Genomic DNA, 12,358 nt, shown 5'->3' with positions numbered 1-12,358 from the left:
TGACGTTTGTCGAGCATTGCGCGCCGGCGGCCGCCAGGGGCGGCTATGCGGAATAATCGGAAGATCGCCTCGGGTTGCACGCGACTACGGGTAGCGAGACGGCAAGGAGGGGCAAGTAATGACAGATCCTCAAAAGGCGGTTCTCGCCGGCGGCTGCTTCTGGGGCATGCAGGACCTGATCCGCAAGCAACCTGGCGTCATCTCGACCCGGGTCGGCTACACGGGTGGCGACGTCCCCAACGCGACCTACCGCAATCACGGCACGCACGCCGAGGCCATCGAAATCGTCTATGACCCGGCGGTCACCGATTACCGCGCGCTGCTGGAGTTCTTCTTCCAGATCCACGATCCGACGACGAAGAACCGCCAGGGCAACGACATGGGGACCAGCTATCGCTCGGCCATCTTCTACCTCGACGACGAGCAGAAGCGGATCGCGCTCGACACCATCGCCGACGTCGACGCGTCGGGCCTGTGGCCGGGCAAGGTCGTGACCGAGGTCAGCCCCGCCCGGGATTTCTGGGAGGCCGAGCCCGAGCATCAGGACTACCTGCAGCACTACCCCAACGGGTACACCTGCCACTTCGTTCGTCCCGGCTGGAAGCTGCCGCGCCGCGCCGCCGCCGGCGGCTGATTTAGTCCCCGGCGCTCCGCCGCCGGTGCACCACGATGCGCCCGCCGTTCTTGGGGGTGTAGGCGACGCCGCGGGAGTGCCAGCGCTCGCCTGGTGCCGTCGTGGTCTCAATCGTGAAGTCGCGCAGCACCGTTCGCAGCACCACGTCCATCTCCATGTTGGCGAACGCGGCCCCCACGCAGCGGCGGGTACCGCCGCCGAACGGGATCCATGCGAACGTGGACGGCTTGCCCCCGATGTAGCGCTGCGGATCGAAGCGCTCCGGGTCGGGATAAATGTCGGGGTTGTCGTGGATCTTCGCGATGCTGATGATGATCGAATCCCCTTGGGAGAGGACCCATTCGCCGAGCTGGAAGGTTGGCGGATAGACGCGGCGCGCCGCGAAATCGATGACGGTTCTGGCCCGCTGCACCTCCAGGATCGCCGCCTGGCGCAGCTCACTGCCGCCGTTGTCGGCCTCCTCGACCAGGTCGGCCAGCACCTCGGGGTGCCTCGTCAGCCGCTCGAACGCCCAGCCCAGGGTGGAGGCGGTAGTCTCGTGGCCGGCGGCCAGCAAGGTGAGCAGCTCGTCACCGATGTCCTTGCGCGACATGGCCGAGCCGTCCTCGTAGGTGCTGCGCAGCATCAGCGCGAGCACGTCGGTGCGGTCGGCGAAGTTCGGATCCGCCAGCTCGGCGTCGATCAGCTTGTCGATGACGACGTCGTACTGGCGCCGCCATTCGGCCAGCCGGCCCCACGGGCTGAACCGGCCGTATGTCCGTTCGGGTTTCGGCAGTGCGGCCAGCCGCGAGCCGAGCGTGACCCACGGCGGAATGAGCCGGCGTAGCTCGTCGAGCTCGGCGCCGTCGGCGCCGAACACGGCGCGCAGGATCGCGTTGAGCGTGATGTGCATCATCGACGGCAGCGTCGGGAACGGCCGGCCCTCCGGCCAATTGGCCGTCTCGCGCAGCGTCTCCTCTTCGATGATCGCCTCGTAGTTCTTCATGCTCTTGCCGTGGAAGGGCGGCGCCAACAGGCGCCGCCGCCGGCGGTGATCGTCCCCGTCGAGCGCGAACACGGAGCCGGTGCCGAACAGGCGGCTGAGGTTGGGCTGGATGTTGCCGAGCTCCTCGGGGCCGGTCGTAAAGATCTGCTTGGCCAGCTGCGGGTCGCCGACCATCACGACGCGACCGTAGATCGGGATGTTGAGCGTGAACACGTCGCCGTGGCGGCGCGCCAGGCGGCTGACCATCCCGCGGCGCGAAGTCGCGAAGGCGATGCCACACAACAGCTTCGGAATCCGTGCCGCGGGCGGCAGCTTGACTGCCGGGGCCCCCGGCGGGGCGGTGACGACGTCGCTCATGGCGTTGCTGCTCCCCATATTCTGCCCCGGATCTGGGACGGTACCGCGGTGTACCAAAACCTTTCCCGATACGGTACTCTGTGGTACCAAGCCTGACAAGGTCCCGTACTCACCGAAGGGAGCGTCCGCCGTGACAGCAGCGGTGTCACCAACGGCTGACGACGCGGCGCTCGACGACCCGCCGGCCAAGCCCGACGCGTTTCGCGTCCGGCTGCTCGACGGACTCGCCACCGCGATCGGAGAGCGCGGCTACCGGACCAGCACGGTCGCCGACATCGTCCGCCACGCCCGCACGTCCAAGCGGACGTTCTATGACCAGTTCGCGAGCAAAGAGGACTGCTTCCTGGAACTGCTGCGGGCCGACATCGAGAAGCTCGGCGAGAACATTGCCGTGGCCGTGGACCCCGAGGCCGACTGGCACCACCAAATTCGGCAGGCCGTCGAGGCCTACGTCGGACATATGGAGTCCCGCCCCGCCATCACCTTGAGCTTGATCCGCGAGCTGCCGTCGCTGGGTGCGGTTGCCCGCCCGGTGCAGCGCCGCGGCGTGCACTTGTTGTCCAACCTGCTGATCGACCTCAGCGCCAGCCCGGGATTCCGGCGCGCGGAGCTGCCGCCGTTGACCGCGCCCTTGGCCGTGATCCTGTTGGGCGGCCTGCGCGAGCTGACCGCGCTGGCCGTCGAGGATGGCAAACCGGTGCGCGGGATCGTCGAACCGGCCGTGGACGCCTCCATAGCCCTGCTCGGGCCGCGACACTAGGCTCGATCGCAGACCCACAGACGGAGGACTGCGATGCGGCTATCGACCCGCAACCAACTCAAGGGAACGATCACCGAGGTCGATCTCGGCGCCGTGATGGCGATCGTGAAGGTCAAGCTCGACGGCGGCGATCAGATCGTCACGTCGTCGGTCACCAAGGACGCGGCGGTCGACCTGGGCCTGGCGGTCGGCCAGCCCGCGACCGTGTTCATCAAGTCCACGGAAGTCACCATCGGCGTCGAGTAGCGCCGCAACACTGCAACGACGCACGCGACACGCCGAAAAGTGTCGCAGCAGTTTATATTTCGCCGCGCAGGAAGGCGCGCAGCCGGTCGAGCACCAGCTCGGGTCGCTGCTCGACGATCCAGTGGCCGACGCCGTCGACCAACTCGACCTTGAAATCGGTTATGTGATCGGCGTATCCGTCGAGCAGATCCGGCGTCAGCACCGGATCCTTGGTCCCGCTGAGCCAGCGCACCGGCACCTCGACGCGGGCGTCGTCGTACTCGCCGCGCATCCAGCGCCACACCTCGGTGCTCTGGAAGGTGCGGTACCACCGCGAGCCGGCCACCGCGTGCCCGGGCTGGCGCATGCACTCGATGTAGAAGCGCACGTCGTCCTCGTTGACCAAGTAGCCGCCGCCGACCCACGACGCCAGGAACCGGTAGAACCGGGCCTTGGGATCGGCGATCACGCGCGGGCCGATCACCGGCAGCATGATCGGGATCTGGTACCAGAACCGCCACACATTGCGAACGAGCTTGAGATCCTTTTTGAACCACGGCGCGGCGGTGTTCATGCCGAAATACCCGGTGACCTTCTCCGGGTGGCGCAGCATCATGATGAACGAGATCGGCCCACCCCAGTCGTGGCCGACGAGCGTCACGGTGGCGACCCCCAACCGGTCCAGCACCGCGGCCAGGTCGTCGGCCATGTCGTTCTTGCGGTAGTCGGAGCGCGGCGCCGAACTCCAGCCGGCGCCCCGCAGGTCGGGACACAACACCCGGTAGCCGTCAGCGGCCAGTGGGCCGATCAATTCGTGCCATTCCCACCAGTTTTGGGGGAACCCGTGCACCAGCATCACCGCCGGACCGTTCGCCGGGCCCGCGTCGGCGACGTGGATCGTCACGCCATCCCCGAGTTCGACGTACCTGTGTTCGACACCGTCCAGCGCGGGCATAGCGACCATGAATTCTGAACGTAGTCGACCGCCACCTCAGGTCAGGAACCGGTCGACGTATGGCGCGAAGCGCTCCCGCAGGGCGTCCTCCGTCAACCCGAACATCTCGTACGACGTCTCGACGTTCCCCAGCCGTCCGCGCTGGTGACCCGCCAGGTAACCGGCGACCGCCGCGCGCGCCTCGTCGGTGAGCGGCTCGCCGGCCAGCGCGTACACCCGCTCGGCGACACCGAGCTCGTCGGCCATGAAATCGTCGAAGCGGATGTCGACCGAGCGGTCGGGACCGATGGCGTCGCGGTCGCGGACCAGCGCGCTAAGCATGTGATCCAGCCGGTCGACCCACTGCTCCGCGATCTCTCGCACCGGCACGGGCGAGCGGTGCATCCGCGCGGAATAGGTGATCATCGCGATCATCGACAGCGCCACCGGGACCGGATCGCGATGGGTGAACACCACAACGCTGCCCGGAAAGACCCGGTCCAACACCGGCACCTGCTCGAGGTGCTGCGGCGACTTGAGCAGCCAGCGCCGGCCGCCGCGCAGGAACTGCATGGCCTTGAGCTGCCGGGCCAGGTACCGGTAGTGCGGCGTCTGATCGTGCGCCTGGTAGTAGCGCCGCCAGCGGGGGGCCTCGGCGAGGGTCTCGAAGAGCATCGTCGAGAAGTCGTTGGCGAGCAATTGGATTTCCTCGTGCACGTGGTCCGTCGTCATCTCGTGCATCAGCGGGAAATACGGCATCACGGTGTTGATGACCGCGACCCCGACGTCCATCCGGGTACGCCGTGGATCCGGCTCCATCCCCGCCTCGGCCGGCAGCGGGAACGGTTCGACGCTTTCCCAGTACGGCATGGTGCGGAAGGTGGGCGCCGCCGCCAGCAGGTTGTGCAGGTGGGTGGTGCCGGTGCGGGGCAGGCCCGCGATCACGATCGGCGGCTGCAGCTCGATGTCGTCGATCTCGGGATGCCGGCGTAGTAGGTCGGTGAGCAGCAGCCGGTTCTTCAGCAGCTGTACCAGCTGCGCGAAGAAGTTGACCGCTCCTGCGCCGTGCAGCCCGTCGATGTCGCGCAGGTCGGCGATGTAGACGTCGAGTCGTTCTCGGTAGTCGTCCGCGCCGAAATCGTCCAGGCCGGTGTCGGCGCTGGCGCGCAAGTGCAGGGCGTCGGCGTCGAGCGGACAGTCCGGGGCCATCGTGGCCATCATGTCGAGGATTTGCTGGGCCTCGGCGCCGAACCGGGGCAGCGCCAGGTCGTCGAGGGGAACGGAGCGAACGGCATCGGTCACGGCGACTTATGTTACTCTGAGTTTCGTAATGGTTGTAGATTTCGGCCGGCCCCGTGACCCGCGTATCGACGCCGCCGTGCTGCGCGCGACGGTCGAACTTCTCGCGGAAACCGGCTATCCCGGCCTGCTGGTCTCCGCCATCGCGGAGCGGGCCGGCACCAGCAAGCCCGCGATCTACCGGCGCTGGCCGAGCAAGGCGCACCTCGTGCACGAGGCGGTGTTCCCGATCGGCGCCGCTACGGCGATTCCCGACACCGGATCGCCGTCCGACGACTTGCGCGAAATGGTCCGCCGCACAATGGCTTTCCTGACGACGCCGGCCGCGCGGGCGGCGCTGCCGGGCCTGGTCGGCGAGATGGCTGCGGACCCGACCCTGCATTCGGCGCTGCTGGAGCGGTTCGCCGGCGTCATCGCCGGCGGCCTCGCCGAGTGGCTGCAGGCCGCGACCGCCCGGGGCGAGGTGCGTGCCGACGTCACCGCCGCCGATCTGGCCGAGGCGGTCGCGGGCCTCACGCTGGTCGCGCTGCTCACCCGCGCCAAGGAGTTGGACGACGAGTGGGTCGATCGCACCACCACGTTGCTACTGAAGGGAATCAGCGCATGACGCACGACTCGACGGCGGCGTGGCAGGACCTGCTCGCCACCCTCGGTGAGCTCGACCGCGGCTTCCTCGAGGGCGAGCGCGCCGTCACCGACGACCGCCACATCGCCGACGGTTACCGCATGCTCGCCGCCACGCTGGGCGTGGCCCTCGACGCCTACCTGTTCCCCGAGCCCGGCCGCCCGCAATTCGTCGCGGTGAACACGCCGTTCCGGCGCGACCGCCGCTGGGGCGGCGACAACACGGACGCCTACTACTTCCTGTGCCCGGTGGACCCGAAGCGGCGCTACCGCGTCAGCGGCAATCGCGGTGACAGCGTGTACTTTTCGGTCACGGCCTACAACGAACCCTCACCCGGCGCCTGGTCGGACCGGGTCGTCGCGATCGTCCGCGACAGCGACCTCGACGTGGACGCGGACGGCAACTTCAGCTTCGAATTCCCGCCGACACCGGACGCGGCCGTGCTGATGACCCGCGACTATCAGGCCGACCCGATGACTGGGCGCCCGGTCGTCTGGCACATCGAGGCGCTCGACGAGCCGGACCCGATCCGGCACGGCGATGCCGAGACCGCCGCGAGCCTGCGGGCGGTGGCGACTTGGCTGCGTACGATGTTTGCAATCGTGCCGCTGGCCGTCGGCACCAGAGCGGACGACGAGCATGCGCTCGGGCACGAGACGGCCCATGCGGCAAACGAATTCGCCGACCCCTACCAGGTTCCCGACGCCAACTTCGGCTGGTCGGCGCGCGATGCGTGCTATTCCTACGGCAGCTTCGTTCTCGACGACGACGAGGCGCTGGTCATCACGCACCGGCCGCCGTCCTGCCGGTTCTGGAACATGGTGGTGTGGAACCAGTTCATGGCCACCTATGGCGCGGCCGATGCCAGGTGCTCCGTCAACGGCAGCAGCGCCGTGCCCAACGGTGACGGCTCGGTGACGATCGTGCTGTCCCGCGGCACGACGAGCCATCCGAATTCACTGACCACGCTGGACTATCCGCGAGGCAACCTCGCCTTCCGGTGGTTCCTGGCGGACGGCGTGCCTGCGCGTCCCGAGGTGCAGCTGGTCAAGGCCGCCGACGCGCCGACGCGGGTGCACTAGGTCTCGCCAACCAGCTCGATGGCCCGCCCCAGGGTCGCCAGCCTGTCGTTCATCGTGTCCCCCGCGGGATACAGCCGAACCGTGTCGACCCCGGCGTCGCGCCAGACCGCGAGCCGTGCCCGGATCATCTCCTCGGTTCCGATCAGCGTGGTGGCCAGTACCATCTCGTCGGTCACCACCCCGGCGGCGCCGTCGCGGTCGCCCCGCTGCCAGCGCTCCCGGACCTCGGCCGCGGCCTCGGCCCAGCCTTGCCGGCTGTACGCCTGGTTGTAGAAGTTCGTGCTCGATGACCCCATGCCGCCGAGGCTGAACGCGAGCTCCTTCTTGCGGCCCGCGACCATGCCGCGCAGCTCGTCCTCGTCGACGGCGAAGGCGACCTCGGCGCCCTGGCAGATGTCGATGTCGGAGCGGGCGCGACCGGCGGCCGCCAGCCCCTCGTCGAGGTGGGAGAAGAACGCGTCGCCCGCGCCCTCCGGAACGAAGCTGGTGCCCAGCCAGCCGTCGGCGAGGCGCCCGGTCAACCGCAGCATGGCCGGTGACAGCGCCGCGAGGTAGATCGGAATGGTGTGTTCGGCCCGGGTCGACAATCGCATGGGCACGGCCTCACCGCCGGCTCGGGGAATCTGAAATTCCTTGCCGGAGTGCGAGATTTTGCCACCCGCGAACACCTGCCGCACAATGTCGACCGTCTCGGCCATCCGGGCCAGCGGCCGGCCGAACGAGACGCCGTGCAAGCCCTCGATCACTTGCGGGCCCGACGCCCCCAGCCCGAGCAGGAATCGCCCGCCCGACAGGTTCGACAACGTGATCGCGGTCTGGGCGACCAGGACGGGCGACCGGGTGCCGATCTGCAGGACGCCGGAACCGAGCAGCATCCGATCGGTCCGCGCCGCGATGAAGCCGAGCGCCGAGGGCGCGTCGGCGCCCCACGCCTCGGCGACCCAGCACACGTCGAGCCCCAGCCTTTCCGCCTCGACGACAAACTCGACGACTCCGCTTGCGGCGCTGGATAATTCGACCGTCGTCGCGGTGCGCATCAACGCACTCCGCGTTCGGCCAGCCTCTTGATCGCGGCGAGCGTCTTGCCGATCGCGGCCTCGAACTCCCGCATCCGCACGAATACGATCTTTTCTTCTTTGTCCGGCATCGAGTCGATGGCCACCGACAGCCCCGAGCGTCCCGGTCCCATCTGCATCCAGAAGCTCAGCAGCGTGCCGCCGTCGCGGGGCGTCAGGCGGAACCGCCAGGTCGCCGAGGGGTGGTCGGGTTCGCCGACCGCCCAGGCGAATTCGCGCGGCGCATCGCAGGCGACGATCTGCGAGGTGCTGGTCCACTGGCCGAACGCGTCGTGCTCGTTGTGTCCGACGAAGCGGGCACCGACGCGGGGCCGGTCCGAGCCGTCGGCCCATTCCACCGCCTTCAGCTCGTTGCTGAATCTCGGCATCAGCTCGATGTCGGAGACCAGATCCCAGACCCGCTCGGGGCGGGCGTCGATCCACGCCGACGCCTCCACCGTCGGGGTATCCGCGTAGCGCGCGCCGGTCCATTCCACGCACCTCATTGTCCCCCCGAACGGTCCCGAGGCAATGCCTCGGGACCGAAGCGGGACTCATACGTTATGCGGCGACCGGAACCCGATCGGCGGGCCGGTTGCCACCGGGTTTCGGCAGCAAGGAGTCCGGGAAGGTCAGCTTGACGATCTTGCGCACGACGGTGCCGAACTGGCGCATCAGCGGCCCGCGGTTGTAGGGGATGCCGTAGCGCTGGCAGATCTCCTGCACCTCGGGCGCGATGTCCGCGTACCGGCGCGCCGGCATGTCCGGGAACAGGTGATGCTCGATCTGGTGCGACAGGTTGCCGGACAGCAGGTGAAAGAGCTTGCCCCCGGTCAGGTTTGCCGATCCCAGCACCTGGCGGAAGTACCACATGCCGCGGGATTCGTCCTTGGTCTCCTCGACGGTGAATTCCTGGGTGCCGTCCGGGAAGTGGCCGCAGAAGATGATCATGTACGACCACACGTTGCGCATCAGGTTGGCGGAGAGGTTCCCCGCGAAGACGAACGGCGCGAACGGCCCGGCCAGCAGCGGGAAGGCGACGTAGTCCTTGAGCGTCTGGCGCCGGGTCTTCTTCCAGATCTCGCGGAGCACCTCGCGCTTGTCGCGCAGCCGGATCTCGCCCGAGCGGATGCGCTCGGTTTCCAGTTCGTGCAGCGCGACGCCGTACTGGAACAGCACCATCAGCAGGAACGCGTAGACCGGGTTGCCCAGATAGTAGGGGTGCCAGCGCTGGTCTTCGCTCATCCGCAGGATGCCGTAGCCGATATCGCGGTCCATCCCCACGATGTTGGTGTGGGTGTGGTGCATGTAGTTGTGCGAGTGCCGCCATTGATCGGCGGGGCAGGCCGTATCCCACTCGAACGTGCGACCCGAGATCGCCGGGTCGCGCATCCAGTCGTACTGACCGTGCATGATGTTGTGCCCGATCTCCATGTTGTCCAGGATTTTCGACACGCCCAGCAGCACGGTGCCCAGCGGCCACGCCGGCGGCAGGAACAACAGAGCGCGCCCGCCGACCTCCAGCGCACGCTGGGTCTTGATGACGCGGCGGATGTAGTCGGCGTCCTCTTCGCCCAGGTCCGCCATCACGCGCTCCTTGATGGCGTCGAGTTCGCGGCCGAACGCCTCGGCCTGCTCGGGTGTCAGGGTGATCGTGTTGTGTGTCATGGCTTCTCCTTTCAAGTCCATTGATGTTCGAAAAGCTAGAGCGACAGGCCGACGTCGCCGACCGGGACGGACACGCAGATCTGCACGTCCTCGTCGGGCTGGGCCGACACCGCGCCGGTGACCAGGTTGCGCACGGTTCCGGCGGTCTTTCGCCGCGTGCAGGTGTGACAGATGCCCATCCGGCAACCGTTCTGCGGTGTCAGCCCGGCCGACTCGGCCTGCTCCAGCAGCGATCGGCCATCGTCGACGACGTCGATGCCGCTGTCCGCGAACGTTATTCGCCCGCCCGACGGATTCGCCGGTGCATCGAAGACCGGCGGCACGAAGCTTTCGGTGGACACGTTGTCGCAGTGTTCCCGCACGGCCTCGACCAAAGTCGCCGGCCCGCAGACGAACACGGCGTCCGGGTTGGGCATCGCGGCGGCCAGGTGCTCCGGCCCGAAGCGTCCGACGAGCTCGCCGGCCTCCGAGCGGGTGTAGCCGTGCAGGACGCGGACGCCGGGCCGATCGTTATGGGCGGCGAGTTCCTCGCGGTAGCACGCTTCGGCGGGGGTGCGGGCGTAGTGCACAAACGCGACCTCGCCCCAATGGCCCTCGGCGATCAGCGTGCGCAGCATCGCCATCACCGGACTGACGCCGCTTCCGCCGGAGACGAACAGGATGCGACGCGGGCGCGCCGCGGGCAACACGAAGTCGCCGCCGATCCCGGCCAGGCCGACCACCATGCCACGGCGGGCCCGCTCGTACAGATAGCTCGACACCAGCCCGCCGTCGTGGTGACCGATCGTCAGCTCGAGGGTCGCGCTGCCTTCGGCGCCGGCCGGTGAGTAGCAGCGGGTGTGCCGGCGACCGTCGATGTCGACGGTGAGGTTGACGTACTGGCCGGCCTTCAGGGTGTGCGCGGACAGGAAGGCGTCGTTGGGGGCGAGCGTGAGGGTGACGCTGCGCGGCGTTGTGCGGCGCACGTCGATGACCTTCGCGCGGGCCTCGCCCAGCGTCCAGGTCGGCGCCACCAGCTCGGTGTAGCGGTCTATACCGTGCGGCCCGGTGAGGAGGTTTAAGAGGTCTGAGCCCAGGACGCGCCTGCGCAGGGTTTGCGCGAGGTTCCGGGACGAAGTCTGAGTGAACATGTGTACACCGTGCGTCCGCGCCCCGCAGGTAGTCAAGGGTTTAGTGCTGGTTTGTGGTAGGGTTCACATAGTGAACAGCCGTACTCCTACCTCACGCCCGCATCGGTCGGGCAGAGAGCGCTCGCGCGAGAACCCGTCGCGCGAGGAGCGCAAGGAGGCCACGCGGCGCGCCATCATCGCCGCGGCCCTCAAGCTGCTGCAGGACCGCAGCTTTTCCAGCCTGAGCCTGCGCGAGGTGACCCGGGAGGTCGGGATCGTGCCCGCGGCGTTCTACCGTCACTTCGAGTCGATGGAAGCCCTCGGGCTGGTGCTGATCGACGAATCGTTTCGCACCCTGCGCGACACGTTGCGCGGGGCGCGGACCGGCCGGCTCGACCCGAACAGGGTGATCGAGTCGTCGGTCGAGACCGTCATCGCCAGCATCACCGATCGCCGCGAGCACTGGCGGTTCATCTATCGGGAGCGCTCGGGCGGGGTCACCGTGCTGCGCTATGCCATCCGCACCGAGCTGCGGCTGATCACCTCCGAACTGGCCACCGACCTGGCCCGCTTCAACCGGCTCAACGAGTGGAGCACCGAGGACCTCAACGTCCTGGCGACCCTGTTCGTGAACTCGATGATCGTCATCGCCGAGGCGATCGAGGACGCCCAGAGCACCGAGGCGCTGGAAGACATTCGACGGCTCGCCGTCAAACAGTTGCGGATGATCACCATCGGCATAGCCGGCTGGCGAAGCGCTCCGTAGGTCATTTCATCGCCGGAGTGAACAACCGAGCACTGATTTCGGTCTACTCGTCGACGACCTCGTAGAGCGAATCGCCGTCTTCGGGTGCGCCGTCGATCTGGCCGCGGTGGGCGCGCCGGGGGCCGTCGTCGGCCGCGTCGAGCGTCGGGCCGGATACATCCGGCTCCTCCTCGGCCAGCCGGTCGTCGAGGGATTCGCCCTGCCGCTCCTCGCGCGCCGTCATCCCGAACCGGTCGGCTTCGCTCCAGCCCTCGGGTGGGTCGACGACGATGTCGCCGTCGTCGTTGCGCAGCTCATCGGAGTCGGTGCTTTCGCTCGGGTTGAGGGTGTCGCCCGAGCCGCCTTCCGCCGGGAAGTCGCCGTTGTCGTTAGCCATGCAGATCGGTTGCCCCGGGCCCCGGCGATTAAACTTTTCCCAATTCCCCGTGTGACTCGCCCCTTTGCCGCATACGCTGCGATCTTCGGGCAACTTCACAGAGCGAGAGAGTCTCGGCACATGTTCTTCCGCGCATCTCCCGTCGCGGCCGCCATCTTGGTCGCCGGGTCGCTGATCGGCGGGGTCGGGTTGGCGCCGACGGCGCAGGCGGACGTCGCCGACGACTCCTTCCTCCAGGCCCTCGATGGCAACGGCATCCCGTACGGCACCGTCGACAACGCGATGTTCGTGGCCAGGGCTTACGTGTGCGACCAGTTCACCGCCAACCCGGGCGAACCGATGAACGACGTCGTTGCCGGCGTGGCCGGTTATACCAACTGGTCCAACGCCGACAGCGCGTTCTTCACCTCGTCGGCCATCGCCGCATACTGCCCGCAGTACCAATACATGGCCAGCGGGCCGACCAACGTGCCGATCTCTTAG

General features: G+C 68.0%; 15 protein-coding genes. 7 read left to right on the top strand and 8 right to left on the bottom strand.

Features of this window, described 5'->3' with window-relative positions; genetic code table 11:
* Positions 1-118: 118 nt before the first annotated feature.
* Positions 119-634: a peptide-methionine (S)-S-oxide reductase MsrA gene (gene msrA, locus AC5Y5E_RS09370; RefSeq protein WP_499902723.1), complete on the top strand. Its 516-nt coding sequence runs from the start codon at positions 119-121 to the stop codon at positions 632-634.
* 1 nt (position 635) lies between these two features.
* Here the strand turns inward: msrA and AC5Y5E_RS09365 are convergent, their stop codons facing one another.
* On the bottom strand, positions 636-1,976 hold the full coding sequence (locus tag AC5Y5E_RS09365; protein WP_499902722.1) for a cytochrome P450: 1,341 nt from the start codon (positions 1,974-1,976) through the stop codon (positions 636-638).
* Between the two features lie 142 nt (positions 1,977-2,118).
* Here AC5Y5E_RS09365 and AC5Y5E_RS09360 point away from each other — a divergent pair, with 142 nt between their 5' ends.
* Complete coding sequence (locus tag AC5Y5E_RS09360; protein WP_499903263.1) at positions 2,119-2,736, top strand: TetR/AcrR family transcriptional regulator; 618 nt, start codon at positions 2,119-2,121, stop codon at positions 2,734-2,736.
* A gap of 33 nt (positions 2,737-2,769) precedes the next feature.
* Complete coding sequence (locus AC5Y5E_RS09355) at positions 2,770-2,982, top strand: TOBE domain-containing protein (RefSeq protein WP_067157920.1); 213 nt, start codon at positions 2,770-2,772, stop codon at positions 2,980-2,982.
* 52 nt (positions 2,983-3,034) lie between these two features.
* On the opposite strand, the gene AC5Y5E_RS09350 is transcribed toward AC5Y5E_RS09355, so the two are convergent.
* Positions 3,035-3,925 carry an alpha/beta fold hydrolase gene (locus AC5Y5E_RS09350; RefSeq protein WP_499902721.1) on the bottom strand — a complete coding sequence of 297 codons (891 nt, stop codon included), beginning with the start codon at positions 3,923-3,925 and terminating at the stop codon, positions 3,035-3,037.
* Between the two features lie 27 nt (positions 3,926-3,952).
* Entirely contained in the window at positions 3,953-5,197 is a 1,245-nt protein-coding gene (locus AC5Y5E_RS09345) for a sulfotransferase family protein (protein WP_499902720.1), read from the bottom strand.
* 28 nt (positions 5,198-5,225) lie between these two features.
* On the opposite strand from AC5Y5E_RS09345, the gene AC5Y5E_RS09340 reads away from it, so the two are divergent.
* Together AC5Y5E_RS09340 and AC5Y5E_RS09335 are read left to right on the top strand one after the other, a co-directional pair.
* Entirely contained in the window at positions 5,226-5,801 is a 576-nt protein-coding gene (locus AC5Y5E_RS09340) for a TetR/AcrR family transcriptional regulator (protein WP_499902719.1), read from the top strand.
* Entirely contained in the window at positions 5,798-6,901 is a 1,104-nt protein-coding gene (locus AC5Y5E_RS09335; RefSeq protein ID WP_499902718.1) for a DUF1214 domain-containing protein, read from the top strand. Before AC5Y5E_RS09340 ends, AC5Y5E_RS09335 begins: the two co-directional genes overlap by 4 nt.
* Here AC5Y5E_RS09335 and AC5Y5E_RS09330 read toward each other — a convergent pair.
* From AC5Y5E_RS09330 to AC5Y5E_RS09315, 4 genes are read right to left on the bottom strand one after another with little or no spacing between them, the layout of a single operon-like run.
* Entirely contained in the window at positions 6,898-7,938 is a 1,041-nt protein-coding gene (locus tag AC5Y5E_RS09330) for an LLM class flavin-dependent oxidoreductase (RefSeq protein ID WP_499902717.1), read from the bottom strand. The two genes, AC5Y5E_RS09335 and AC5Y5E_RS09330, sit on opposite strands and share 4 nt — an antisense overlap.
* Positions 7,938-8,462: an SRPBCC family protein gene (locus tag AC5Y5E_RS09325; protein ID WP_499902716.1), complete on the bottom strand. Its 525-nt coding sequence runs from the start codon at positions 8,460-8,462 to the stop codon at positions 7,938-7,940. The genes AC5Y5E_RS09330 and AC5Y5E_RS09325 overlap by 1 nt, the downstream gene beginning before the upstream one ends.
* A gap of 55 nt (positions 8,463-8,517) precedes the next feature.
* Positions 8,518-9,624 carry a fatty acid desaturase family protein gene (locus tag AC5Y5E_RS09320; RefSeq protein ID WP_499902715.1) on the bottom strand — a complete coding sequence of 369 codons (1,107 nt, stop codon included), beginning with the start codon at positions 9,622-9,624 and terminating at the stop codon, positions 8,518-8,520.
* Between the two features lie 35 nt (positions 9,625-9,659).
* Complete coding sequence (locus AC5Y5E_RS09315; protein ID WP_499902714.1) at positions 9,660-10,754, bottom strand: ferredoxin reductase; 1,095 nt, start codon at positions 10,752-10,754, stop codon at positions 9,660-9,662.
* A gap of 70 nt (positions 10,755-10,824) precedes the next feature.
* Here AC5Y5E_RS09315 and AC5Y5E_RS09310 point away from each other — a divergent pair, with 70 nt between their 5' ends.
* Entirely contained in the window at positions 10,825-11,499 is a 675-nt protein-coding gene (locus AC5Y5E_RS09310; protein ID WP_499902713.1) for a TetR family transcriptional regulator, read from the top strand.
* Between the two features lie 43 nt (positions 11,500-11,542).
* Here the strand turns inward: AC5Y5E_RS09310 and AC5Y5E_RS09305 are convergent, their stop codons facing one another.
* On the bottom strand, positions 11,543-11,875 hold the full coding sequence (locus tag AC5Y5E_RS09305) for a hypothetical protein (protein WP_499902712.1): 333 nt from the start codon (positions 11,873-11,875) through the stop codon (positions 11,543-11,545).
* A 120-nt stretch (positions 11,876-11,995) separates the two neighbouring features.
* Here AC5Y5E_RS09305 and AC5Y5E_RS09300 point away from each other — a divergent pair, with 120 nt between their 5' ends.
* A complete protein-coding gene (locus tag AC5Y5E_RS09300) occupies positions 11,996-12,358 on the top strand; it encodes a DUF732 domain-containing protein (protein ID WP_499902711.1) in 363 nt (120 codons plus the stop codon).

This window comes from Mycobacterium sp. NGS54 (genome assembly GCF_059812465.1).
This window is presented reverse-complemented; position numbering and strand designations above follow the sequence as displayed.